The 24,106-nt window shown below is 68.1% G+C and carries 26 protein-coding genes and 1 riboswitch; of the genes, 12 read left to right on the top strand and 14 right to left on the bottom strand.

Translation table 11 applies throughout. From position 1 onward, the window contains the following. Position 1 precedes the first annotated feature (1 nt). Positions 2–709 (bottom strand): ABC transporter ATP-binding protein, encoded by a 708-nt coding sequence (locus PSEK12I1_RS0107105; RefSeq protein ID WP_027601111.1) that lies wholly within the window; start codon positions 707–709, stop codon positions 2–4. Positions 710–716: 7 nt separating this feature from the next. Next, the gene (locus tag PSEK12I1_RS0107100; RefSeq protein WP_027599174.1) at positions 717–1,268 is read right to left on the bottom strand and encodes a DUF2796 domain-containing protein; all 552 of its coding nucleotides are present in this window, start codon (positions 1,266–1,268) and stop codon (positions 717–719) included. A 122-nt stretch (positions 1,269–1,390) separates the two neighbouring features. On the opposite strand from PSEK12I1_RS0107100, the gene PSEK12I1_RS0107095 reads away from it, so the two are divergent. Further along, positions 1,391–1,747, top strand: coding sequence for a hypothetical protein (locus PSEK12I1_RS0107095; RefSeq protein ID WP_007161217.1), 357 nt, complete (start codon positions 1,391–1,393; stop codon positions 1,745–1,747). Positions 1,748–1,872: 125 nt separating this feature from the next. Here the strand turns inward: PSEK12I1_RS0107095 and trxA are convergent, their stop codons facing one another. The 3 genes from trxA to PSEK12I1_RS0107080 all read right to left on the bottom strand — a co-directional run bounded on the left by trxA (position 1,873) and on the right by PSEK12I1_RS0107080 (position 3,919). Further along, entirely contained in the window at positions 1,873–2,742 is an 870-nt protein-coding gene (gene trxA / locus PSEK12I1_RS0107090) for a thioredoxin (protein ID WP_027601110.1), read from the bottom strand. A 68-nt stretch (positions 2,743–2,810) separates the two neighbouring features. Further along, a complete protein-coding gene (locus PSEK12I1_RS0107085; protein ID WP_027601109.1) occupies positions 2,811–3,458 on the bottom strand; it encodes a methyltransferase in 648 nt (215 codons plus the stop codon). Beyond that, on the bottom strand, positions 3,455–3,919 hold the full coding sequence (locus tag PSEK12I1_RS0107080) for a YbaY family lipoprotein (RefSeq protein WP_027599172.1): 465 nt from the start codon (positions 3,917–3,919) through the stop codon (positions 3,455–3,457). Before PSEK12I1_RS0107080 ends, PSEK12I1_RS0107085 begins: the two co-directional genes overlap by 4 nt. 181 nt (positions 3,920–4,100) lie before the next feature. On the opposite strand from PSEK12I1_RS0107080, the gene nrdR reads away from it, so the two are divergent. From nrdR to ribA, 10 genes are all read left to right on the top strand, one after another. Further along, positions 4,101–4,571 carry a transcriptional regulator NrdR gene (gene nrdR, locus PSEK12I1_RS0107075; RefSeq protein WP_007161213.1) on the top strand — a complete coding sequence of 157 codons (471 nt, stop codon included), beginning with the start codon at positions 4,101–4,103 and terminating at the stop codon, positions 4,569–4,571. Then, positions 4,568–5,692, top strand: a complete 1,125-nt coding sequence (gene ribD / locus PSEK12I1_RS0107070; RefSeq protein ID WP_027601108.1) for a bifunctional diaminohydroxyphosphoribosylaminopyrimidine deaminase/5-amino-6-(5-phosphoribosylamino)uracil reductase RibD — start codon at positions 4,568–4,570, stop codon at positions 5,690–5,692. Before nrdR ends, ribD begins: the two co-directional genes overlap by 4 nt. A 56-nt stretch (positions 5,693–5,748) precedes the next feature. After that, positions 5,749–5,907: riboswitch (FMN riboswitch) on the top strand. 142 nt (positions 5,908–6,049) lie between these two features. Further along, a complete protein-coding gene (locus PSEK12I1_RS0107065; protein ID WP_007161211.1) occupies positions 6,050–6,712 on the top strand; it encodes a riboflavin synthase in 663 nt (220 codons plus the stop codon). Between the two features lie 10 nt (positions 6,713–6,722). Then, a complete protein-coding gene (gene ribBA, locus PSEK12I1_RS0107060; RefSeq protein ID WP_007161210.1) occupies positions 6,723–7,811 on the top strand; it encodes a bifunctional 3,4-dihydroxy-2-butanone-4-phosphate synthase/GTP cyclohydrolase II in 1,089 nt (362 codons plus the stop codon). A gap of 109 nt (positions 7,812–7,920) precedes the next feature. Next, complete coding sequence (gene ribE / locus PSEK12I1_RS0107055; RefSeq protein WP_007161209.1) at positions 7,921–8,397, top strand: 6,7-dimethyl-8-ribityllumazine synthase; 477 nt, start codon at positions 7,921–7,923, stop codon at positions 8,395–8,397. A gap of 8 nt (positions 8,398–8,405) precedes the next feature. After that, on the top strand, positions 8,406–8,885 hold the full coding sequence (gene nusB, locus PSEK12I1_RS0107050; protein WP_027599169.1) for a transcription antitermination factor NusB: 480 nt from the start codon (positions 8,406–8,408) through the stop codon (positions 8,883–8,885). Between the two features lie 12 nt (positions 8,886–8,897). Continuing rightward, positions 8,898–9,854, top strand: coding sequence for a thiamine-phosphate kinase (gene thiL, locus PSEK12I1_RS0107045; RefSeq protein WP_027601107.1), 957 nt, complete (start codon positions 8,898–8,900; stop codon positions 9,852–9,854). Positions 9,855–9,876: 22 nt separating this feature from the next. Then, positions 9,877–10,386: a phosphatidylglycerophosphatase A gene (locus tag PSEK12I1_RS0107040; RefSeq protein ID WP_027599167.1), complete on the top strand. Its 510-nt coding sequence runs from the start codon at positions 9,877–9,879 to the stop codon at positions 10,384–10,386. Positions 10,387–10,413: 27 nt separating this feature from the next. Next, positions 10,414–11,046: a TIGR02281 family clan AA aspartic protease gene (locus PSEK12I1_RS0107035; RefSeq protein ID WP_027599166.1), complete on the top strand. Its 633-nt coding sequence runs from the start codon at positions 10,414–10,416 to the stop codon at positions 11,044–11,046. Between the two features lie 95 nt (positions 11,047–11,141). Then, complete coding sequence (gene ribA / locus PSEK12I1_RS0107030) at positions 11,142–11,768, top strand: GTP cyclohydrolase II (protein ID WP_027601106.1); 627 nt, start codon at positions 11,142–11,144, stop codon at positions 11,766–11,768. On the opposite strand, the gene PSEK12I1_RS25265 is transcribed toward ribA, so the two are convergent. The 4 genes from PSEK12I1_RS25265 to PSEK12I1_RS0107010 form a co-directional block, all read right to left on the bottom strand. Then, entirely contained in the window at positions 11,769–12,467 is a 699-nt protein-coding gene (locus tag PSEK12I1_RS25265) for a methyl-accepting chemotaxis protein (RefSeq protein ID WP_371099689.1), read from the bottom strand. It lies immediately after the preceding gene. Between the two features lie 1,578 nt (positions 12,468–14,045). Further along, positions 14,046–15,995, bottom strand: a complete 1,950-nt coding sequence (gene dxs, locus PSEK12I1_RS0107020; protein WP_027601105.1) for a 1-deoxy-D-xylulose-5-phosphate synthase — start codon at positions 15,993–15,995, stop codon at positions 14,046–14,048. Between the two features lie 150 nt (positions 15,996–16,145). Continuing rightward, positions 16,146–17,024 (bottom strand): polyprenyl synthetase family protein, encoded by an 879-nt coding sequence (locus PSEK12I1_RS0107015; RefSeq protein WP_027601104.1) that lies wholly within the window; start codon positions 17,022–17,024, stop codon positions 16,146–16,148. Then, the gene (locus PSEK12I1_RS0107010; RefSeq protein ID WP_007161201.1) at positions 17,021–17,263 is read right to left on the bottom strand and encodes an exodeoxyribonuclease VII small subunit; all 243 of its coding nucleotides are present in this window, start codon (positions 17,261–17,263) and stop codon (positions 17,021–17,023) included. Before PSEK12I1_RS0107010 ends, PSEK12I1_RS0107015 begins: the two co-directional genes overlap by 4 nt. Before the next feature lie 263 nt (positions 17,264–17,526). On the opposite strand from PSEK12I1_RS0107010, the gene ilvA reads away from it, so the two are divergent. Beyond that, positions 17,527–19,068, top strand: a complete 1,542-nt coding sequence (gene ilvA, locus PSEK12I1_RS0107005; protein WP_027601103.1) for a threonine ammonia-lyase, biosynthetic — start codon at positions 17,527–17,529, stop codon at positions 19,066–19,068. A gap of 219 nt (positions 19,069–19,287) precedes the next feature. On the opposite strand, the gene PSEK12I1_RS0107000 is transcribed toward ilvA, so the two are convergent. From PSEK12I1_RS0107000 to adhP, 5 genes are all read right to left on the bottom strand, one after another. After that, complete coding sequence (locus PSEK12I1_RS0107000) at positions 19,288–20,349, bottom strand: DUF748 domain-containing protein (protein WP_027601102.1); 1,062 nt, start codon at positions 20,347–20,349, stop codon at positions 19,288–19,290. A gap of 448 nt (positions 20,350–20,797) precedes the next feature. Further along, entirely contained in the window at positions 20,798–21,325 is a 528-nt protein-coding gene (gene ppa, locus PSEK12I1_RS0106995; RefSeq protein WP_007161198.1) for an inorganic diphosphatase, read from the bottom strand. A gap of 51 nt (positions 21,326–21,376) precedes the next feature. Beyond that, entirely contained in the window at positions 21,377–22,213 is an 837-nt protein-coding gene (locus PSEK12I1_RS0106990) for a zinc-dependent peptidase (protein WP_027601101.1), read from the bottom strand. Positions 22,214–22,217: 4 nt separating this feature from the next. Continuing rightward, entirely contained in the window at positions 22,218–22,865 is a 648-nt protein-coding gene (locus PSEK12I1_RS0106985) for a DedA family protein (protein ID WP_007161196.1), read from the bottom strand. A gap of 175 nt (positions 22,866–23,040) precedes the next feature. After that, complete coding sequence (gene adhP, locus PSEK12I1_RS0106980; protein WP_027601100.1) at positions 23,041–24,072, bottom strand: alcohol dehydrogenase AdhP; 1,032 nt, start codon at positions 24,070–24,072, stop codon at positions 23,041–23,043. Positions 24,073–24,106 lie beyond the last annotated feature (34 nt).

Genomic DNA, 24,106 nt, shown 5'->3' with positions numbered 1-24,106 from the left:
CCTAGGTCTCCGGCCGGGCGGCGTTGAGCTGGGCCAGGGTCAGGTGGCGGTCGAAGCGACTGGCCAGACTGCGGTCGTGGCTGACGAACAGCAGGCCGGCACCGGCGGCGGCGCACTCGGCGAACAGCAGTTGCAGGAAGGCATCGCGGTGGTCGCTGTCCAGCGCCGAGGTGGGTTCGTCAGCGATCACCAGTTCCGGCTGGCCGATCAGGGCGCGGGCGGCGGCGACGCGCTGCTGCTGGCCGATGGAGAGTTCGCGGGCCGGACGGCGGGGCAGCGCGGGATCGCTCAGCCCCAGGGCGCGGAGCAGGGTCAGGGCCGCGCCCTGGGGATCGCCATGCCGCGCCGAAGCGCGCTCGCGGCGCAGCGCCGAGAACTGGCAGGGCAACAGGACGTTGTCCAAGACCGAGAGAAAGGGCAGCAGATTGAATTGCTGGAAGAGAAAGCCGGTGTGGTCGACGCGAAAACGGTCGCGCCGGGCGGTGGCGAGGGCTCCCAGGTCCTGACCGAGCAGGCGCACCTGGCCGCGACTGGGACGCTGCACGCCGCCGAGCAGGCCGAGCAGGGTGGTCTTGCCGCTGCCGGAAGGGCCTTCGAGAAACAGCGCCTCGCCGGGCGCCAGCTGGAAGTGCCGGATGTCCAGGCATTCCGCCTGGCCGGGCCAGGCGAAGCCGAGGTCCTGGATCTCGACCAGGGGGGCAGAGGTCACGACCGTCCTACCACTTGAGTTGCGGCTGCCGGGCGGTCAGTTCGGCGCCCTGCTGGCCGCTGGCGACGATGGCCTGGACCTCGACGCTGTGACTGTTGGGGAAGCGGGCGAACCAGCCGGAGAGATCCAGGCTGGCGAGCGCGCCCGGCTTGCTGCAGTTGAAGCTCATGCTGGCCTCCACGTCGAGATGGCCGCTGGCGCTGGAATCCTTGGCGAACAGCGGGCTGATGGCGCTGGCTTCGGTCAGGCGGCAATCGGCGGCGGCGGGCAGCTTCACCAGGGCCTGGGGATTTTCCAGACTCTGGCGCAGGGCGGCGACGGCGTCTTCTTCCTGCCGATTGCGCGGGGCATGTTCGAAGCCCAGCAGATCGGCCGCCGGACTGCGCCACTGGAGTTCCAGGCCGCTGTCGGTCTGGGCCACGTCGAGGTGGGATTCGCCGTGCACATGGGCGCCCAGGGCGCCGTGCTCGTGTTCGTCATGGTCGTCATCGGTACCATGAGCAAAGGCCGGTTGGGCGAGCACGGCGGCAAGACAGAGGGTCAGCAGGGGCAGGCGCATGGTGGACTTCCAAAGGGTGGAGAGGCGCTATGTTATGTTGTTGCATTTATGCGCTGCAACCTCGGTTTGGCGTGGGCCGATGGCTGTGGGAGCATGGGCCTCTGCACGACGAGGAGAACACCATGGTACGCATTCGCGGAACCATCGGCAGCCAGCCCGTGGATCTCACGGTGGAACTGGAGGAGGCCGACTGGCAACGCCTGGCCGCCGCCCTGCGGCCGACCGAGGCGCCCCTGCCTGCCGCGGCCGTGAGCGCCGCACCCAGCGGACCCAAGTCGGGTGGCGACATGCTCTGGGATCAGGTGGTGAAGCTGCTCAGCTCCGCCGGACGGCTCAGCGGGCCTGACATCCTCGTGGCGCTGGAAAAGCTGACCGGCAATCTGGGCGTGGCCAAGCAGCTGCTGGTGCGGCTGAGGCACAGTCCCCAGGTGCGCATGGAGCGGGTGGGCGAAGCGCAGTTCTATATCTGGCAGGGGTGAGGCTGGAGCGGTGGAGTGGAAAACGCTGCGCGGTTTTCCACGCTACCGAATGTCCACCGCGCTGGGAGGACGCCCGCGGTGGATAAGGCTGCGTCCGAGGCGACGCAGCCATGGTTGACCGGCGCTTAGTACAGCGCCTGGTACAGGCGGCGGCGATAGGTGGCGACCAGCGGATGGTCATTGCCCAGCAGATCGAAGACCTGCACCAGGGTCTTGCGTGGCAGGTCGTCGCCGTAGCCGCGATTGCGGCGGAACAGATCCAGCAGGCCATCCAGTGCCGGTTCGTATTGCTGGCGGGCCAGTTGCTGCACGGCCAGTTGGTAGGCGGCCTCGTCGTCGCCGGCATCGCGAGCCAGGCGGCTCTTCAGGTCGGCGACCTCGGGCAGGCTGGCGGCCTGGCGCAGGAAGGTCAGCTGGGCACGGGCACCAGCCAGAGCCTGCTTGTGTTCGTCACCCTTGACCGCGTCCAGCACGGCCTGGGCATCGTCCAGTTCATTGCGCTCGGCCAGGCAGCGGGCATAGAGGATCAGCGCCAGGGCGTCGCTGTTGTCTTCTTCCAGCACGGCCTTGAGCAGCGCCTCGGCTTCGGCGAAACGACCCTCGGCGAACAAGGCCTGGGCGGCGTCCAGCGGATCTTCCTCGGCCGGCGGCAGGGCCTGGACATGGGGTTCGAGCAGGGCGCGGATGGCCGATTCCGGCTGGGCGCCGGCGAAGCCGTCCACCGGCTGGCCATCCTTGAACAGCACCACGGTGGGCAGGCTGCGGATGCCGAATCTCATCACCAGTTCCTGCTCGATGTCGCAGTTGACCTTGGCCAGGTGCAGGGCGCCGCCATAGGACTCGGTGATCTTGGCCAGCAGCGGCATCAGCACCTTGCAGGGCGCGCACCACTCGGCCCAGAAGTCCACCAGCACCGGGGTGCTGAAGGAGGCATCGATGACCTGTTGCTGAAAGGTGTCGAGGGTGGCGTCGAAGATGTAGGGGACCTGGCTCATGGCGGACTCGGCAGACGAAAGTTGCACTATAGGTGGGGGCGCCGGGCTTGGAAACAAGGCGGGCCGGCTCAGCCCCGATAGAGCGCCACGCGGCGGAATTCGTCCGGCTCGGCCAGATCCGGCAGGGTGCAGGCCTGGAGCATGGCGACGCGGGTGAAGCCGGGGTGGGCGAGGTCGCGTACCCGCGAATCGGCCAGCAGGATCCGCTCGGCGCGCGCCTGCAGGAGGTCCAGCAAGGGCAGATTGGCACGGTCGTAGAGGACGTCGGCGGCCAGGATGAGATCGAAGCGCTCGGTGCTGGCAGAGAAATCGTCCAGCGTCTCGATCTGCACGGCGTTGGCCTGGGCATTGGCGCGACAGGCCGCCAGGGCCAGGGGATCGAGGTCGCAGCAGACCACCCGCGCCGCGCCGGCCCGGGCGGCGGCGAGTCCGGCGATGCCCGAGCCGCTGCCGAAATCCAGGACCTGGCGCCCGGCAACGTGCTCGGGATGGGCGACGATCCAGCGCGCCAGGGCCAGGCCACTGGCCCAGCAGAAGGCCCAGTAGGGTGGTGCCTCCAACAGGCGCTGGGTTTCCGCGGGGGAAAAGGCCCGCGCCATGTTGGCCGGATCGATCAACCACAGCGACAGATCGCTGTCGGGCAACGCCTGCAGACAGAGACGGGCGTCGCCGAGCAGAGCCGTCAGGGCGGCGACAAGGTCGTCTGGGGGCGTCACGGGGTCTGGTTCAGCACCAGTTCGCCGAGATTCTGCGTGGTCGGTCCGCCGACATTCACCGGCGGCAGATAGCTGGCCAGCTGACCGGCCTGGATCAGGCGCGCGTGGAATTCCACCTTGAGATCCGGGCGGGTGGGAAAGATCTCGGGATTGAAGGGCAGGCGGAAGGCCAGGGGCGCGCCCTTGCCGGTCACCGTCTCGCTGGCCAGCAGGCGCTGCGGCAGGCCCTTGGCATTGACCGCCAGCAGGGCGATCTCCACCTGGGCGCCGGCCGGGACCAGGCCCTGGGCATTGCGCAGCACCCCGGAGATCTCGCGCAGATTGGCCGGGGTGGGAGCGCCGGCCACCGGGACCGGCTCGTCGGCCGGGGTGGTGGGCTGCGGCGGCGTGGTTTCGGGTGGGCTGGAGCAGGCCACGAGCAGACCGGTGAGCAGCAGGGGCAGGAGGACGCGTGGGGTCATGGCGGGATCCGGAGGTCGCCGCCGGCGAGGGCGGCACGGGAGGCTGGAGAGGGGTCGTCGAACACAGTGCGCTCTTATAGCCCGGCGGCTCCTGGCTGTCGATTCGTCTGGTACCCGGAGGTTCCCGCCAGGGGGTGATCGGGTACCATGAGGGCTTTCCCTTCCGGCGGTCGACTCCCCCATGCATTGTCCCTTCTGCGGCGCCCACGACACCAAGGTCACGGATTCCCGGCTGGTTGCGGCCGGCGAGCAGGTGCGCCGGCGGCGTGAGTGCCTGGCCTGCCAGGAACGCTTCACCACCTTCGAGACCGCCGAGCTGGTGCTGCCACGGCTGATCAAGCAGGACGGCACCCGCCAGCCCTTCGACGAGGACAAGTTGCGCGCCGGCATGCAGCGCGCCTTGGAGAAGCGCCCGGTCAGCGTCGAGCGCCTGGAAGAGGCCATCGCCCTGATCAAGCACCGGCTGCGCGCCACCGGCGAGCGGGAGATCCGTTCGCGGGTGGTGGGTGAACTGGTGATGGATGAACTGCGCAAGCTGGACCAGGTGGCCTATATCCGCTTCGCCTCGGTCTATCGGCAATTCCAGGACCTGGCCGAATTCCGCGACGAGATCGAGCGGCTGGCCCAGGATCCGGGCAAGCAACCGGTATGAGCGACACGGACGCGGTGAACGACGAATTCTGGATGGCCCGCGCCCTGGCGCTGGCCGCCTGCGGCCGCTACAGCACGGCGCCCAATCCGCGGGTGGGCTGCGTGATCGTCCGTGACGGCCAGGTGGTGGGCGAGGGCTGGCATCGCCAGGCCGGCGGTCCCCATGCCGAGGTGCATGCGCTGCGCCAGGCAGGAGAGGCCGCACGTGGCGCCACCGCCTATGTGACCCTGGAACCCTGCAGCCACCATGGCCGCACCCCGCCCTGCGCGGATGCCCTGGTGGCCGCCGGGGTGGCCGAGGTGGTGGCGGCCATGACCGATCCTAATCCGCTGGTGGCCGGTCGCGGCCTGGCGCGCCTCGCCGCCGCCGGCATCGCCACCCGCGCCGGGGTGCTGGAAGCCGAGGCGCGGGCGCTCAATGCCGGTTTCATCCAGCGCATGCTGACCGGGCGGCCCTTCGTGCGGGTCAAGCTGGCGCTGAGCCTGGATGGCCGCACCGCCATGGCCAACGGCGAAAGCCAGTGGATCACCGGGCCGGCGGCGCGCCAGAGCGTGCAGCGACTGCGTGCCGAGGCGGGGGTGGTGATCACCGGCGCCGACACCGTGCTGGGCGATGGCGCGCGCCTGACCGTGCGCCCGAGCGAATTGGGCCTGAGTGACCCAGAACTGGAGCTGGCCACCCTGCGCACGCCGCAGCGGCTGCTGGTGGACGGTCGTGGCCGGGTACCGTTGGACGCCCCCTTTTTCCAGGCCGGCACGGCGCGGGTCGTCGGTATGGCCGGCGAGGCGCCGGCCTATGCGGCGGCCGGGCACGACTACCTGGCGCTGCCCGGCGCCCAGGGCCAAGTCGATCTGGCGGCGCTGCTGACCCGCCTGGGCCGCGAGCAGGTCAACGATGTGCTGGTGGAAGCCGGACCGCGTCTGGCCGGTGCCTTCGCCCAGGCCGGACTGGTCGATGAATATCACCTGTTCCTGGCGCCCAAGTTCCTCGGTTCCAGCGCCCGGCCGTTGCTGGACTGGCCGCTGGAGCACCTGGCCCAGGCGCCGCAGCTGGAAATCCTCAGTGCCACGCCGGTGGGCGCGGACCTGCACCTGATCGCCCGACCGGCCAGGGACACCTGACGCCCCTGGCCCCGCGGCGGCGAACTGTGTTACAAAACCTGCGCTGCCTGCGGGCGGCGAGTTCTCAGGGCGGGGTGCAATTCCCCACCGGCGGTAACGCCCGATCAGTCGGGACTAGCCCGCGAGCGCTCTCTCGTCCTCTGCGGCGGGGGAGGTCAGCAGACCCGGTTGGATTCCGGGGCCGACGGTCATAGTCCGGATGAGAGAGAACGGGATAGCCTCGCCTGGCAGGGGTGCGAGCCCCTCGTCCGTCTGATTTCCCTTCTGTCCGTGCGCCCTGTTTTTTCACCGAAACAGGAGTTCGTCGATGTCTAGCTGCACCGCCTTTCTGGCTCTACCTCTCGGAGGCCTGAGCTGATGTTTACCGGAATCATCGAAGCCCTCGGCGAGATCCGCGCCCTCACGCCCAAGGGCGGCGACGTGCGCCTCTATGTCGCCACCGGCAAGCTCGACCTTGCCGACGTCAAGCTCGGCGACAGCATCGCCGTCAATGGCGTCTGCCTCACCGCCGTGGAATTGCCCGGCGACGGCTTCTGGGCCGACGTCAGTCGCGAGACCCTGAGCCTCACCAGCCTGGGCGGTCTCAAGCCCGGCAGCCGGGTCAATCTGGAAAAGGCGCTGATGCCCACTAGTCGCCTTGGCGGCCACCTGGTCAGCGGCCACGTGGACGGACTCGGCGAAGTGGTCTCCCGCGCCGATAACGCCCGCGCCGTGCAATTCCGCCTGCGCGCCCCGGCCGAGCTGGCCCGCTACATCGCGCTCAAGGGCTCGATCACCGTGGACGGCGTCAGCCTCACGGTGAACGCCGTGGACGGCGCCGAATTCGAGCTGACCATCGTCCCCCATACCCTCGGCGAGACCATCATGGCCGACTACCGGCCCGGACGCCGGGTGAACCTGGAGGTGGACCTGCTGGCCCGCTACCTGGAGCGCCTGCTGCTGGGCGACAAGGCCGCCGAGTCCAGCAAGGGCGGCGTCACCGAACACTTTCTCGCCGAACACGGCTATCTGCAGCGCTAAGGACGACACCGTGGCACTTTCCAGCATCGAAGACATCATCCAGGACATCCGCGCGGGCAAGATGGTCATCCTCATGGACGACGAGGACCGCGAGAACGAAGGCGACATCATCATCGCCTCCGAATGCGTCACCGCCGAACACATCAACTTCATGGCCCGCCATGCCCGCGGCCTGATCTGCATGCCCATGAGCAAGGGCCTCTGCGAACGCCTCAACCTGCCGATGATGGCCAGCCGCAACGCCTCTGGCTTCGGCACCAAGTTCACCGTGTCCATCGAGGCCGCCGAAGGCATCAGCACCGGCATCTCCGCCGCCGACCGCGCGCGCACCGTGCAGGCCGCCATCGCCAAGGACGCCAAGGCCGGCGACGTGGTCAGCCCCGGCCACATGTTTCCGCTGATGGCCCAGCCCGGCGGCGTGCTGGCGCGTGCCGGCCACACCGAAGCCGCCTGCGACCTGGCGCGCATGGCCGGTTTCGCCGAGAGCGGGGTGATCTGCGAGGTGATGAACGACGACGGCACCATGGCCCGGCGCGACGAACTCGAAGCCTTCGCCGAGCAGCACGGCCTCAAGGTCGGCACCATCGCCGATCTGATCCACTACCGTCTGCTCCACGAGCACACCGTCAAGCGTATCGACGAGCAGCAGCTGGAGACCGAACTCGGTCCGTTCAAGCTGGTGACCTACCGCGACGAGGTGGAGGGCGACGTCCACCTGGCGCTGATCCGTGGCGACCTGGCCGGCCAGGAGCTGCCGCTGGTGCGGGTGCACAACATGGATCCGCTGCGCGACCTCCTGCAGGTGCACCAGCCGGGTCGCTGGAGTCTGCGCAGTGCCATGGAGCGCGTGGCCCGGGAAGGCACCGGCGTGGTGCTGCTGCTCGGTCACTCGATCGAGGGCGACGACCTGCTGGCGCACCTGCGCGAGCCGCTGCCGGTGCCCAAGGCGCTGTCCACCTACAGCACCGTCGGGGCCGGTTCGCAGATCCTCCGCGACCTGGGCATTCGTCAGATGCGCCTGCTCAGCTCGCCGATGAAGTTCAATGCCATATCCGGCTTCGACCTGGAAGTAGTAGACTATCTGCCTCCTGAAGAATGACCCTTCCGCCTGGCGCGCCCCGCCCGGGTGGCATGGCGCGCTTCACCTGGATTTCCACGGACGGCCTGGCACTGCCGGCCGTCCGGCTCTTTGACAACTGGACCCGCACATGAACATCAAGACCTTTGAAGGCACCTTCATCGCTCCTCAGGGCCGTTTCGCCCTGGTGGTCGGTCGCTTCAACAGCTTCGTCGTCGAAAGCCTGCTGCAGGGCGCCATCGACGCCCTGGTGCGTCACGGCATCAAGCCGGACGACCTGACCATCATCCGCGTCCCCGGCGCCTTCGAGATCCCGCTGGCGGTGCAGAAGATCGCCCAGCGCGACGAATTCGACGCCATCATCGCCCTCGGCGCGGTGATCCGTGGCGGCACCCCCCACTTCGAATACGTGGCCGGCGAGTGCACCAAGGGTTTGGCCCAGGTCTCCATGGAATTCGGCGTGCCGGTGTCCTTTGGCGTCCTGACCGTCGATTCCATCGAGCAGGCCATCGAGCGCTCCGGCACCAAGGCCGGCAACAAGGGCGCCGAAGCCGCCCTGTCCGCCCTGGAAATGGTCAGCCTGCTGGCGCAGCTGGAGGCCAAGTGAGCGGCGATCTGACTCCGCCCGCGGCCGGCAAGCCCGCGGGCAAGAAGGCCCCCACCGGCAAACTGGCTGCCCGCCGCGAAGCGCGCAGCCTGTCGGTCCAGGCCCTGTACCAGTGGCACATGGCGGGCCAGGCGATCAACGAGATCGAGGCGCAGTTTCGCGTCGACAACGATTTCGCCAAGGTCGATGGCGCCTATTTCCATGAAATCCTCCACGGCGTCCCGGCCAACAAGGGCGAGATCGACGGTCTGATCCTGCCCTGCCTGGACCGTGCCATGGACGAGGTCGACCCGGTCGAACTGGCCGTGCTGCGACTGTCCTGCTACGAGCTGCTCAAGCGCATCGACGTGCCCTATCGCGTGGTGATCAACGAGGGCATCGAGCTGGCCAAGATCTTCGGCGCCACCGACGGCCACAAGTTCGTCAACGGCGTGCTGGACAAGCTGGCGCCCAAGCTGCGCAGCGCCGAGTTGCGCGGCAAGCGCTGATCGCCCGCGGGCATGGGTGAATTCGAACTCATCCGTCGCTATTTCGCCGCGGCGCCCTGCGCCCGTGGCGGACCCGGCGTGGCCCTGGGCATCGGTGACGACTGCGCGCTGCTGGCACCCGCCCCGGGTGAACAGCTGGCGGTCTCCACCGATACCCTGACCGCCGGGGTGCATTTCCCCGATCCCTGCCCGGATGCCCATGGCCTCGGCCAGCGCGCCCTGGCGGTGAGCGCCAGCGACCTTGCCGCCATGGGCGCCACGCCGCTGGGCTTCACCCTGGCGCTGACCCTGCCGAGCATCGAGCCCGCCTGGCTGGAAGGCCTGGCGGCAGGCCTTGCGCAGATGGCCGAGCAGTGCGAGCTGCGCCTGGTCGGTGGTGACACCACCCGCGGTCCGCTGTCCCTCACCCTCACGGTCTTCGGTCAGGTGCCGGCCGGTCAGGCGCTCTTGCGCAGCGGCGCCCGCCCGGGTGATCTGCTGTGCCTGGGCGGTGCGCCGGGCGAGGCCGGCGGGGCCTTGCCCTTCGTCCTCGGTCAGCGTGCCGCGGAGGGTGCCGCCAGTCGGCACCTGCTGGCACGCTACTGGGCCCCCCAGCCGCAATTCGACCTGGGCCTCTGGCTGCGGGGTCGGGCGACGGCGGCCCAGGACGTCTCCGATGGCCTGGTGGCCGATTGCGGCCATATCGCCACGGCCTCCGGCGTCCGCCTGGTCGTGGAGACGGCGCGGCTGCCGGTGAGTCCGGCGCTGGCCGAACTCTTTCCCGCCGACGACGTGCTGCGCCTGGCCCTCGGCGCAGGCGACGACTATCTGCTGGTCTTCACCCTGCCGCCGGACCAGGCGCCGGCCCTGGCCGCCGCCTGGCCCCAGGCGCAGGTGATCGGGCGAGTCGAGGCGGGCAGTGGCGTTGGCGTCCTCGCCGCCGACGGTCAACCCATGATCCCGGCGCAGGCCGGCTTCCAACATTTCTAGCGCCCCGGCGCGGAGTCCTCTCTTGAGCGAACAGCAAGCCCCCGCCCAGCCGGTCCCCCCGTCGGTCTGGCGCGATCCCTGGCACTTCCTGGCCTTCGGCCTGGGTTCCGGTACCCTGCCCAAGGCGCCCGGGACCTGGGGTTCGCTGATCGCCTTGCCCTTCCTGCCGCTCTGGCAGCTGCTCGGCGGCTGGAGCTATCCGCTGCTGCTGGTGCTGCTGACCGTCTTCGGCTTTTGGCTATGCGGCAAGGTCGCCCGCGAGCTGGGCGTGCACGATCACGAGGGCATCGTCTGGGACGAGATGGTCGGCATCTGGATCACCTTCTGGCTGGCGCCGCCGGGCCTGATCTGGCTGCTGGTGGGTTTCGTCGCCTTCCGCGTGCTGGACATCTGCAAGCCCTGGCCAATCCGCTGGCTGGATGTCAATGTCCGCGGCGGCGTCGGCATCATGGTCGACGATGTACTGGCCGGCATCCTCGCCTGGCTGGTGGTTCAGGGATTACACATCGGTTGGGGTCATCTCGTCGGCTGACGAGACGCAGGCCCAAGGAGCAGGGCAGTGAAAAGACTGGGCGCGTACGGCCTCCTGTTGGCCGTCGGTTCGCTCGCCTGGGCGCAACCCCAGGTCAGGGTCGTGGGGTTGTTCAATGGCGCGGCGGTGGTCAACGTCAATGGCCAGCGCAAGTTGCTGCGGGTCGGCCAGCGCCTGGACGACGTCGAGGTGGTCAGCGCGGATCCCCAGCAGGCGGTGCTGCGCATCGACGGCCGGACCCAGGCCTTTACCCTCGACCGCGAATATAGCGATGGCTACAGCGCCCCGCAGCGCCGCGAATTCAGCGTGCCGCGCAGCAACAACGGCCATTACCAGGTCACCGCCAACGTCAATGGCCGTCCGGTGTCGCTGCTGGTGGACACCGGTGCCACCAGCGTCGCCCTGAGTGGCGCCCAGGCCGATCAGCTGGGCATCAGCTATCGCGACGGCACCCCGGGCTGGGTGGAGACCGCCAGCGGCCATGCCCGCGCCTGGCGCACCACGCTCAAGCAGGTGCGCCTGGGCGATGTCGAGGTGGTCGGGGTGGACGCCATGGTCCTGGAAGGCAACTATCCCAGCCAAGGCCTGCTGGGCATGAGTTTCCTCAACCGCGTGGGCTGGCGCGAGGCTCAGGGCATCTTCTACGTCCAGGCACGCTGATAGATCATCGGGTATCGACGTCATAACCCCTGGCGATGACGCCGGAGCCGGGGAAAAGGTTACAATGTACGTCTTTCCCCGCCAGGAGCCCGCAGGTGTCCGTCGTCTTTGTTGCCGCCTCCCAACTGCCCACCCCCTTTGGCCTGTTCACCATGCACGGTTTCCTCGACGAAACCGATGGCAAGGAGCACGTCGCCCTGACCTTCGGTGACGTGGCCGATGGCGAGCCGGTCCTGGGACGGCTGCATTCCGAGTGCCTGACCGGCGACGCGCTGTTCAGCCTGAGATGCGACTGTGGCTTCCAGCTGGAAGCGGCGCTGCGCGCCATCGCCGAAGCCGGGCGTGGCGTGCTGCTCTATCTGCGCCAGGAAGGACGCGGCATCGGCCTGCTCAACAAGATCCGCGCCTATGAGTTGCAGGATGCCGGCGCCGATACCGTGGAAGCCAACGAGCGCCTGGGTTTCGGCGCCGACCAGCGTACCTATGCGCTGTGCAAGCCGATGCTCGAACACCTCGGCATCACCTCGCTGCGGCTGATGACCAACAATCCGCGCAAGGTGAAGGCGCTCGAGGTCCTGGGCATCCCGGTCGCTGAGCGGGTGCCGCTGCAGGAAGGCCTCAATCCGCACAACCGCCGCTATCTGCTGACCAAGGCCGGCAAGCTCGGCCACATGCTCGGCAATCTGCATCAGAACGAAGAGACCGCCGATCCGGCCTCCTGATCAGCCGGCTGCGCGCGCCGGTTCCAGGCGCTGCGCGGCTTCCTGCAATTCCAGTACCTGTTGATCCACGTTGCGACTGGCGCCCAGGGTGGTCTGGGCCAGCTCGGCGCTGCGCCGTGCCTGGTCCTGGGCCGCCTGGCTGCGTAGCTGCAGCTGGTTGCCGCTGGTATCCAGGGCCTCCAGGGTGTGGCCGATGTGGGTCAGGTGCTCCTGCAGCGCGCCGACATCGCGATCGATGGCGCCCAAGGCCTCCTGGGCCTGGTCCGAACGACTGCGCGAGGTCTGGGCGTCCGCCTTGCAGCGCTGCATGGCGGCCACCGCCTGTTCCGACAGCAGGCGGATCTGGTCGAGGATGCTGGCGATCTCGCGGGTGGAATCCGCCGAATGATTGGCCAGGCGCCGCACCTCGTCGGCGACCACGGCGAAGCCGCGTCCCTGATCGCCGGCGCGGGCCGCTTCGATGGCGGCGTTGAGCGCCAGCAGGTTGGTCTGTTCGGCGATGCCGCGGATGGTGTCGGTGACATGGCGCACCGCGTGGGTCTGCTCGTTGAGCGCGCTGATGGTGCCGGCCGAGGTGCCGATGGTGCCATCGAGGATTTCCAGATCGCGGGCCACCTGGCCGACCAGAAGATTGCCGTGGTCGCTGCCGTTGCGTGCCCGAGTCGAGAGGCCACTGCTGTCGCGCACATGGGCGGCCATCTCCTGGCTGCCCTGCAGCATCGTCTGCATGGCCTGGGTGTTGGCCTCGGCCGCCTGCCATTGCTGTTCGGCTTCCTGGCTGGCGTGCTGGGCCCCGCGCTGCAGACTGGCGGCATCGGCGCTGAGGGCGCGGGTGACCTGCTTGACGGTCTGCAGCGAGGTGTCGAGGCGATCGACGAAGCTGTTGATCCAGACCGCCAGCTCGCCGGTCTCGTCGGCGCGAAAGCCCTGGCGATCCAGGCGCTGGTCGAGACTGGCGCCGCATTCGGCGATGTCGAGGAAGAAGTCGCCCAGGCGTTGCAGACGGCGGGTACAGGGCCTGACCACCAAGCCGGCGTACAGGACCAGCGCCAGGGCGGCGCTGCCCAGGGCGAAGGCCCCTTGCCAGGCCGGTTGCCAGAGACTCAGGGCGGCTTGCAGGCCCCAGGCGCCCGCGCCCAGCAGCAGGGCGCCGAGCAGCAGGTGCTGGGTCAGGCTGCCGCCACGATAGGCTTCTTCCAGATCCGCTTCGCAGAGCAGGCCCCAGGTATCCGGCGAACCGGGCAATTGCAGGGTGAGGCCGGCGCCGATCACCGGGACGTGGCGGTAATCGGAATAGCCTGGATAGGCGACGAACAGATTGCGCCCCTTGCGAATGGTCTCGCGCACCCCAGGGTGCAATTCCTTGGTCGCCGGGGCGGTGAATTTCAGCTCGAACTCGGTGTGCTCGCGGATCCGTACCGTCCCGAAGGGGGTGGCGACCCCTTGCTTGAGGTTATCGCCGGCGGTGAAGGTGGCGTCTTCGAAGCGCGAGCGCGACAGCGCGGTGCCGGGCGCTATGCTGGGGTCGGCGACCGCCTTGACCATGAACAGGTAGTTGTCGCCGGAATCCGGAAAGACATGCCCGGCCTCGCGCTGGATGAGATCGCTGAGGACATCGTTGGGCAGGCGCAGACAGAGACAGCCCAGCGGCTTGCCGGCTTGGCGCAGCGGCTGGTGGAACAGCAGGGTGACGGCGTCGTGGAAGGCCGAGGTGGTCGGGCCCAGGGCGAGGGTGACCGGATCGCGATAGGGGCCTTGCAGAAAGGGCGCCTGCAGACCGCGGGCGAGGGCCGCGGCGTCGTGCCGCTGCCCCTGGCGCTGACGTGCGGTGGAGGCGAGGACCAGGCCCTGGGTATCCACCACGAAGAGTTCGGAGGCCGCGCCCAGGTGCAGCAGGGCGTCGTCCAGGATTTGGGGATCCAGCGCGGGCCAGCTGGTCTCCACCGCCCCGGCGATCCGTTCCAGTTGCTGCCAGTGTCTCTGGGTCCAGGTCAGCAGCAGATCACGACGGGTGCCGGCCAGGCCGGCAAAGGTCTTTTCCAGGCGTGCCTGTCGACCTCCGTTGCGCAGGCAGGCCCAGCCACGGGCAATCTTTCCATTGCGCCCCAGCCAGGGCAGCCAGCGGCGCTCGGGGCCGCTCAGATCCATGTCACTCATAACACCCATCCTTGTCGCCACGCTGATTGCAGTCAGCAGCCAGCATGGTGGGGGCTCCAGCCGCGCACTAGAGCGGCTGGACGAGGTGTCGGTGCCTTCAGATCAGCGGTGCGCGGCCCTTTAGGCGGAGGCACCGCGGGCCAGGCGTGGCGAGGTATCGGCCTGGGCGGCTTCCAGCCGTGCCAGGCGCTCGCGTACCGCGCGCTCGATCCCGGCGACGTCCAGACCGCACTCGGCCAGCATGTCGGCCGGCTTGGCGTGTTCGATGTAGCTGTCCGGCAGGCCCAGGTTGAGCACCGGCTGGACCAGGGCATTGGCCTGCAGGAATTCGTTGACCGCACTGCCGGCACCGCCCATGACGCTGTTTTCCTCGACGGTGACCAGCAGGTCGTGGTCGGCGGCGAACTGGCGGATCAGGGCTTCGTCCAGCGGCTTGACGAATCTCATGTCGGCCACGCTGGCGTCCAGGCGCTCAGCGACCTGCAGGGCCTCGGCCAGTTGCACGCCAAACACCAGGAAGCCGACCTTGGGGCCGTTTTTCAGGCTGCTCTGGCGACGCACCACGCCCTTGCCGATGGGCAGGGGTTCCAGGCCCGGATCGAGGGCGGCATTGGGACCGCTGCCGCGCGGGTAGCGCACCGCGGCGGGACCCTGATGGCGATAGCCGGTGGTGAGCAGTCGCCGTAGCTCGTTCTCGTCACTGGGCGCCATGATGACCATGCCGGGGATGCAGCGCAGGTACGACAGGTCGAAGCTGCCGGCATGGGTCGGACCGTCTTCGCCGACCAGGCCGGCGCGGTCGATGGCGAAGAGCACGTCCAGATGCTGCACCGCCACGTCGTGGATCAGCTGATCGTAGCCACGCTGCAGGAAGGTGGAGTAGATGGCCACCACCGGCTTCATGCCGTCGCAGGCGAGGCCCGCGGCCAGGGTCACCGCGTGCTGCTCGGCGATGGCCACGTCGAAGTAGCGCTCGGGATAGCGTTCGGCGAAGCGGATCAGGTCGGAGCCTTCCTTCATCGCCGGGGTGATGCCCACCAGCTTGGCATCGGCGGCGGCCATGTCGCACAGCCAGTCGCCAAAGATGTTGGAGTACTTGGGCGCGCCCGGGCGCTTGGGCTTGGCGTCCAGCGGCTCCAGCTTGGTGATGGCGTGGTAGCCGATGGGGTCTGCCTCGGCGATGGACAGGCCCTTGCCCTTGCGGGTGATGACATGGAGGAACTGCGGGCCCTTGGCGTCGCGCAGATTGCGCAGGGTGGTGACCAGGGTCGGCAGGTCATGACCGTCGATGGGGCCGATGTAGTTCCAGCCCAGTTCCTCGAACAGGGTGCCGGGTACCAGCATGCCCTTGGCGGCTTCTTCGGTGCGGCGGGCGATTTCCCAGGCACCGGGCAGCTTGGAGAGGGCCTTCTTGCCGTTCTCGCGCAGGTGCTGGTAGGTGCGGCTGGAGAGCAGTCGCGCCAGGTAGTTGGACAGGCCACCGACATTGCGCGAGATGGACATGTCGTTGTCGTTGAGCACCACCAGCATGTTGGCGCCGGTATCCGAGGCGTGGTTGAGGGCCTCGAAGGCCATGCCCGCGGTCAGGGCGCCGTCGCCGATCACCGCCACCGACTTGCGCTCGATGCCTTGCAGCTGGGCGGCGATGGCCATGCCCAGGGCGGCGCCGATGGAGGTGCTGGAGTGACCGACGCCAAAGGTGTCGTACTCGCTCTCGCTGCGGCGCGGGAAGGCGGCCAGGCCGTCCTTCTGGCGCAGGCTGGCCATGCCTTCGCGGCGACCGGTGAGGATCTTGTGCGGATAGGCCTGGTGGCCGACGTCCCACACCAGCCGGTCTTCCGGGGTGTTGAAGACATAGTGCAGGGCCACGGTCAGTTCGATGACGCCGAGGCCGGCGCCGAAGTGACCGCCGGTCTGGCCCACGGTCCACAGGAGAAAGGCGCGCAGTTCGTCGGCGACGGCTTCCAGCTCGGCGTCACCGAGCTGGCGCAGCTGGACCGGCGAGTCGATGCGGTCGAGCAGGGGCGTCGCGGGACGCTGGCGGGGAATCTCGTGAAACGTCTTGGGCATCTGGCTGATCACTTTGCGCAGAGAATTAGGCAGTTTACCCGATGCCCGCGTGGCATCCCAACAGCGGACAGGGCGTCTTGTTATGCCCCTGTGACAACGGACCCGGGGGCAAATGCGGCCCGGGTCACGAGTTTTTCCGCCGGGAAGCGGCTAGCTGCGCCTGGCGACGATGTAGCGGGCCAGGGCGCGCAGGGGTTCGGCGGGCTCGCCCAGGGCCTCGATGGCGGCCAGGGCAGTGTCGCGCAGCTCCAGGGCATAGGCCTTGGCCGCGTCCAGGCCGAGCAGCGCCGGGTAGGTCGGTTTGTCGCGGGCGAGATCGGCGCCCTGGCGTTTGCCCAGGGTCTGGGTATCGCTTTCGATGTCGAGCACGTCGTCCCAGACCTGGAAGGCCAGGCCGATGGCCTCGGCATAGCGGCCCAGGGCCTCACGCTCGCCGGCACCGGCGGCTTCGCTGGCCAGGGCGCCGAGTTGCACGCTGGCGGCGATCAGGGCGCCGGTCTTGTGCAGGTGCATGGTTTCCAGCGCCGGCTGGTCGATGCGCCGGCCGACCGATTCCAGGTCGATGGCCTGGCCGCCGACCATGCCCGCCGGGCCGCTGGCGCGCGCCAGCACCGCGACCATCTCCAGCCGCACCGCGGCGTCCTGGGGCGCCGCCAGCAGGGTCTCGAAGGCCAGGGTCTGCAGGCCGTCGCCGGCGAGGATGGCGCAGGCCTCGTCATAGGCCTTGTGGGTGGTGGGCCGGCCGCGGCGCAGGTCGTCGTCGTCCATGGCCGGCAGGTCGTCGTGGACCAGGGAATAGGCGTGGATCAGCTCCACCGCGCAGGCGGCCTGGTCGGCGCGCGCCGGATCGCCGCCCAGGGCTTCGCAGGCGGCATAGACCAGCAGCGGCCGCACCCGCTTGCCGCCGCCCATGACGCTGTAGGCCATGGCCGCATAGAGCCGGGCGAGTTCGGCGCGCGGGGCGGTGAAGAGCGGGGCGAGGGCGGTGTCGACGCGGGTCTGGCAGCGTTGCTGGTAGGCCTCGATCATGCGTCGTCCCCAACCGGGGCGAAGGGCGCGGCGCTGAGTTCGCCGTCCTTTTCCAGCAGGATCTGCACCTTCTGCTCGGCCTGGGCCAGGGCGCCCTGGCATTCGCGGGTCAGGCGGATGCCCTGTTCGAAGGCGCCGAGGGAGTCCTCCAGGGACAGCTCGCCACTTTCCAGGCGTTCCACCAGGGTCTGCAACTCGGCCAGGGATTGTTCGAAGTCGGGAGCTTTCTTGCGGGCCATCGGGATTCTCGACAGAGGCGATCGGGTCGCGGGAAGGGGGCAATGGGTCGGCCATTGTGCCACAGCCATCGGCGCCGCTTGACGCCATGCCCGGCCAGGCCCTAGGGTAGCGGTCATGAAAACGCGCAGCCACCAACGCCCCAGCATTATTACCGCCATTACCTGATGGCGGGACAGCGTTAGCTGCGCAACCAGACCCGCCCAAGAGGCGGGTTTGTACTTTCTGACTCCTGGGCCCCGATGAAACACCCCAGGAGCCCGCCATGACCGCCCAGGAACCCGCCACCGATCTCTTGCAGCGCTATGCCCGCAAGATCCTCGAAGCCCCCGTCTACGACGTGGCGATCGAAACGCCCCTGCAACCGGCACGGGCGCTGTCCGAGCGGCTGGGTTGCCAGGTGCTGCTCAAGCGCGAAGACCTGCAGCCGGTGTTCTCCTTCAAGATCCGTGGTGCCTACACCAAGCTGGCCAGCCTTTCGGCCAGCGAAAAGGCCCGTGGCGTCATCACCGCCAGCGCCGGCAACCACGCCCAGGGCCTGTCCCTGGCGGCCCGCGAACTGGGCGTGCGGGCGATCATCGTCATGCCGCGGACCACCCCCGAGCTCAAGGTCATCGGCGTGCAATCCCGCGGTGGCGAGGTGGTGCTGCATGGCGACGCCTTTCCCGATGCCCTAGCCGAGGCTCTGCGCCTGGTCGAGGAGCAGGGCTATACCTTCGTACCGCCCTATGACGATCCCGACGTCATCGCCGGCCAGGGTACCGTGGCCATGGAGATCCTGCGCCAGCATCCGGGNCGNNTGGANNCCATCTTCGTCCCGGTNGGNGGCGGNGGNCTGATCGCCGGNNTCGCNGCCTANGTGAANTACCTGCGGCCCGAGATCANGNTCATCGGNGTCGANCCGGACGATTCCAACTGCCTGCAGCAGGCCATGGCCGCCGATGAGCGCGTGGTGCTGCCGCGAGTCGGGCTGTTCGCCGACGGCGTGGCCGTGGCCCAGATCGGCCATCACACCTTCGAGATCTGCCGGCGCCATGTCGACGAGGTGATCACCGTCAGCTCCGACGAGATTTGCGCAGCGATCAAGGACATCTACGACGACACCCGCTCCATCACCGAACCGGCCGGCGCCCTAGGCGTGGCCGGGATCAAGAAATACGCCGAGCGGGAAGGCTCCGGCGGCCAGGTGCTGGTGGCCATCGATTCGGGTGCCAATATCAACTTCGACCGGCTGCGGCACGTAGCCGAGCGCGCGGAGCTGGGCGAGCAGCGCGAAGCCATCATCGCCGTGACCATCCCCGAGCGGCCGGGCAGCTTCCGCGCCTTCTGCGAGGCCCTGGGCCGGCGGCAGATCACCGAATTCAACTACCGCTACCACACAGGCGAAGAGGCCCATATCTTCGTCGGCGTCCAGACCCATCCCCAGCGCGATCCGCGTGACGCCCTGATCCAGGGCCTGCGCGACCAGGGCTTCCCGGTGCTGGACCTGACCGACAACGAACTGGCCAAGCTGCATATCCGCCACACCGTGGGCGGCCATGCGCCGCGGGTCGGCCAGGAGCAGGTGTTCCGCTTTGAATTCCCCGAGCGGCCCCGAGCGCTGTTCGATTTCCTCGACCGCCTGGGCGGGCGCTGGAACATCAGCATGTTCCACTACCGCAACCACGGCGCGGCGGATGGGCGGGTGTTCGCGGCGCTGGAGGCTAGCCAGGCCGAGCGGCCGGAGCTGTTGGCTACCCTGGATGCCATCGGCTATCGCTATTGGGACGAGACCGAGAATCCGGCGTACCGGTTGTTCATTGGATAGACCGAGTCAGAGGGATCGCGGCCATGGCGGTCCGCAAATGTGGTCAATTCCGGAGATTGGAGTATCGCCAAATCGTGGCCATGGGCCGCTCCTACCTCGTACCTACGGTCACACCTGAGCCTGTAGGAGCGGCCCATGGCCGCGATTGGCACTGGGGCCTATCAGTGGAAAACGCTGCGCGGTTTTCCACGCTACGAAGCGGGCACAAGACGCCGGACCTCAATCCGCGTCATAGCGGGCACTGAACGCCTGTACGAAGGCGTTGCGCAGGATATTGAAGAAGGCCTGCAGCGGGCTGATGTCCTGATCCTTCACGCTGCCGGAGAGATCCACCCGGGTGGCGAACTGGTCGCGGGGCTGGTTCTTCAGCAGCGTCTGGGCAGTGCCGACCACGGCTTCCCAGGCGCTTTCCAGGGCGTTCTTGTTGCGATTCTCGACGTCCTGCTGCCAGTCGAAGATATCGACGTTCTTCATCAGGGGTTTGACGTAGCCGCTGAGCCGGCCATCCACCGCCTTGGCTTCGACCACCACGTCACCGCTGCCGGCGCGGAAATCGAACTTGCCATAGGCACGGGCGAAGTCGTTGAGCTTGGGCAGGTCGATGTCGGTCACGCGCAGACGGAAGTGGAAGTCGGTGAAGTCCTTGAAGGGATCGAAGCGGGCACTGGCTTCCAGCGGCGCGCTGCCGAGCACGGCGGCCTTGCCTTCGAAGTGGGCGATGCGTTCGCCCTGGGCATCGGCGGCGTTGGTCAGGTTGTAGAGGCTAGCATTGACGTCGGTGGCCGCCAGATTCACCTGGGGCCTGGAGTTGAAGTTGCGGAAGGTCACCCGTCCATTGACCACCCGCACCTCGTCGAGGGTGATGGAGATCAGCTTGTCCACCTGGTCCTGCCAATCGGTGCCTTCACCGGTCTGCGACTGCTCCTTGCGTGCGCCGCCGTCGACGAAGTTGAGTTCGGGGCGATCAAAGAGGATGCGTCCGACGATGGCATGCTCCTGCCACAGCGAACGCCAGCTCACTGCGATGTCGATGCCGGGTGCCTTGAGGAAGGGCACCGGCACCTTGCCGTTGACCTTGACGATCTCCAGCCCCTCGATGCGATAGGCGCCGCGCCACCAGGCCAGGTCCACGTCGGTTACCTGGCCGCGGTAGTCGCCCATGTCCGCCAGCTTGTCGTTGAGGTAGTGACGGATCAGCAGGGGCGCGGCCAGGTGCAGGCACAGCAGCAGGACGACCAGGCCGATGAGAATATAAAGAGGCAGGCGCAGACGACGGGACATGACGGTGGCTCGGGACAAACTTCGTCCCCGGTCGACCCTGGGCGCCCCGCCTGAGTTTCTTGCGACCAGGCGTGACGGGAGGAGCCGGTCGCGGCGCTGGCAACGAAGGGCTCTGGCTTGCCGCCTGGCGAACACCAGACCTCGGCGCCGGTCGTCGGTCCGCTCGAATCGCAGATGCAAAAAAGCCGGCTTGTGGCCGGCTTTCGAGGGCGGGTTGAGCTGATTTTTGGTGAGCCCGGCCCGCCCGGGTTGCCCTTGCCGGGCAGATGAGAAAGAGGCCTGGGGCCTCCGGCGGCGATCGGCAGATGGCGGATCGGCGCAGGGTCGCGGATGGCGACGAGGGGTGCAGGGTAGTCGCTTTGCCGCCGGATAGGAAGCCCGGCGTGGCCGCTGTGACGTCCGGAAACAGAAAAGCCCGGCGAACCGGGCTTTGCGACAGCGGCGTGGATCAGCCCTTGTAGGCGGCCACGGCCTTGGTGATCTCGGCGCGGGCGGCGTCGGCGTCGCCCCAGCCTTCGACCTTGACCCACTTGCCCTTCTCCAGATCCTTGTAGTTCTCGAAGAAGTGCTTGATCTGCTCCAGCAGCAGGGCCGGCAGGTCGGTGTATTCCTTCACGTCCTTGTACAGGACGCTCAGCTTGTCGTGGGGGACGGCGATCAGCTTGGCGTCACCGCCGGCTTCGTCGGTCATGTGCAGCACGCCGACCGGACGGGCGCGGATCACGGCGCCGGGAGCGACCGGGTAGGGGGTCACGACCAGCACGTCCAGGGGATCGCCATCGTCGGCCAGGGTGTTGGGGATGTAGCCGTAGTTGGCCGGGTAGAACATGGGTGTGGCCATGAAACGGTCGACGAAGAGGGCGTCGCTGTCCTTGTCGATCTCGTACTTGATCGGCGCGTGGTTGGCCGGAATCTCGATGGCGACGTAGATGTCGTTCGGCAGGTCTTTGCCGGCGGGAATCTTGCTGTAGCTCATGAACGGGTCCCTCTGGTCGGTTGGGAAAAGTGGCCGGGAGTATAGGCGCTTTCAGATCGGGGTTCGAGCCTCGGACCCCGGGGGTGTCGGCTGTTGCACGCTCGCCAGGCTGACGGCGAGACGCTGGCGCGGATCCTGGCGGAACAGCTGCTGCAGCTGGGCATAGACCGCCGGATAGTGTTCGCCGAGCAGGTCGGGCGCGCTGAAGAAGTACTCGCAGGCGACGGCGAAGAATTCCTCGGGGCTTTCCGCCGCATAGGGGTCGAGTGCGGTCTCGGCGTCCGGATCGGCGTCGAGCTGGCGATTGAGTTCGTCATAGGCGTGCTGCAGGGCGCCGGTCCAGGCCGCCTGGGGCATGCCTGGGTGCAGTGGTGGCTGACCGTTGCACAGGCCGCCGGCGAGCAGGTCGATCAGGTGGGCGAATTCATGGATGACCAGGTTGTAGGCCTCCCAGCCGCCACTGGCCTGGATGCCGGGCCAGGCCAGCACCACCTGGCCGCGATCCCAGGCTTCGCCGTCGCGCTCCTCGTCCCATTCGTGCTCCAGGCCGCCCTCGTCGCGATGGCGCTGGGGACTGACGAAGGCGTCCGGGTAGACGACGATCTCGCGGAGGTTGGGGTAGAGCGCCGCTTCCGGCAGGTGCAGCAGCGGCAGCAGGGCTTGGGCGGCCAGCAAGAGGCGGTCGCCGTCGTCCAGTTCCAGGCCCTGGAGCAGGGTAAGGCGCTTCTCGGCGAGAAACAGCACGCAGTGCTCGCGCAGCCAGGCGTCTTCCGCGACGGTCAGGCCATCGAGGATCGGCAGGCGCTGACGCAGGCGCGCCCAGAGCTCGTCGGCGATGGCGACCCACGCAAGCAGGCGCCGCTCGCGCCAGGCGCGCCAGAAACCCAAGGACTCAGACTCCGCTCTGGACCGCGGCGCGTCGGCTCTTGATCAGACCGAGGATCATCGGCAGCAGGGAGATGCCGATGATGGCCAGCACCATCAGGGTGAGATTCTGCTTGATGAAGGGCACGTTGCCGAAGAAGTAGCCCAGGCTCACCAGACCGCCGACCCAGAGCAGCGAGCCGAGCACGCTGTACGCCAGGAAGTAGGGATAGTGCATGCGGCCGACGCCGGCGACGAAGGGGGCGAAGGTGCGGATGATGGGCAGGAAGCGCGCCAGGGTGATGGTCTTGCCGCCATGGTGCTCGTAGAAGGCCTGGGTGCGCAGCAGATAGTCGCGGCGGAACACCTTGGAATGGGGGTTGCTGAACAGCTTGTCGCCGGCGAAGCGGCCGATCAGGTAGTTGGTGCTGTCGCCCGCCACCGCGGCGAACATCAGCAGTCCGGCCAGCAGATAGGGGTCCATGTCGCCGAGGGCGGAGAGCGCGCCGGCGATGAACAGCAGGGAGTCGCCGGGCAGGAAGGGCATGACCACCAGGCCCGTCTCGCAGAAGATCACGGCGAAGAGAATGGCGTAGATCCAGGTGCCGTACTGGGCGACCAACCCGCTGAGATAGACGTCGAGGTGCAGGATCAGATCGATCGGGTTGAATTCCATGGGGCGTGCCTACCGTGGTTGCGAGGGTCCGGCGGCGATTATAAAGGCAGCCGGGACCGGGTTTTGTGGCCTGGTCGAGATCGGCGCCGGGAAAAAACGCCAGCCGCTCAGAGGTCAGGGTAGGGCAAAGGTTCAGTCCCGCGCCCGGATGGGCGCGGGAGTGGCGAGCCAGGTCTCAGCTCAGCGCCATGTCGATCACCACCCGACCCTCGATGCCGCCGCCGTGCATGCGGGCGAAGATGTCATTGATGTTCTCCAGCGGTTCGGCGCTCACCGTGGCCTTGACCTTGCCCTCGCCGGCAAAGTCCAGCGCCTCCTGCAGGTCCAGGCGGGTGCCGACGATGGAGCCGCGCACCGTGGTGCCGTTGAGCACCATGTCGAAGATCGACAGCGGGAAATCGCCCGGCGGCAGGCCATTGAGGGCGATGGTGCCGCCGCGGCGGGTCATGCCGATGGCCTGTTCGAAGGCCTTGGGCGAGACCGCCGTGACCAGGGCGCCGTGGGCGCCGCCGATCTCCTTCTTGAGGTAGGCCGCCGGATCCTGCTCGCGGGCGTTGACCGTGACCTCGGCGCCCAGCCGGCGGGCGAGGTCGAGTTTCCGGTCATCCACGTCTACCGCCGCCACGTTGAGGCCCATGGCCCGGGCGTACTGCACCGCCATGTGGCCAAGCCCGCCGATGCCGGAAATCACCACCCAGTTGCCCGGCTTGGTATCGGTCATCTTCAGGCCCTTGTAGACGGTGACCCCGGCGCAGAGGATGGGCGCGACCTCGACGAAGCCGACGTTGTCCGGCAGGCGGCCGACGTAGCCGGCATCGGCCAGGGTGTATTCGGCGAAGCCGCCGTTCACCGAGTAGCCGGTGTTCTGCTGGGATTCGCAGAGGGTCTCCCAGCCGCCCAGGCAGTGTTCGCAGTGGCCGCAGGTGGAATACAGCCAGGGCACCCCGACCCGGTCGCCTTCCTTGACGTGGGTGACCCCGGCGCCTACTGCCACCACATGGCCGACGCCTTCGTGGCCGGGGATGAAGGGCGGATTGGGCTTGACCGGCCAATCGCCCTGGGCGGCGTGCAGGTCGGTGTGGCAGACGCCGCTGGCGGCGATCTTGACCAGTACCTGGCCGGCACCCGGGGTCGGCACCTCGACTTCGCGGAATTCCAGGGGTTTGCCAAAGGCGGTGACGACAGCGGCTTTCATTGTTTTGGGCATGACGAGTCCCTCATGGAGGCATGATGCGTGGATG

It is taken from the genome of Pseudomonas sp. MOIL14HWK12:I1, assembly GCF_000510705.1.
GTDB classification, from domain to species: Bacteria; Pseudomonadota; Gammaproteobacteria; order Pseudomonadales; family Pseudomonadaceae; genus Chryseomonas; species Chryseomonas oryzihabitans.
This window is presented reverse-complemented; position numbering and strand designations above follow the sequence as displayed.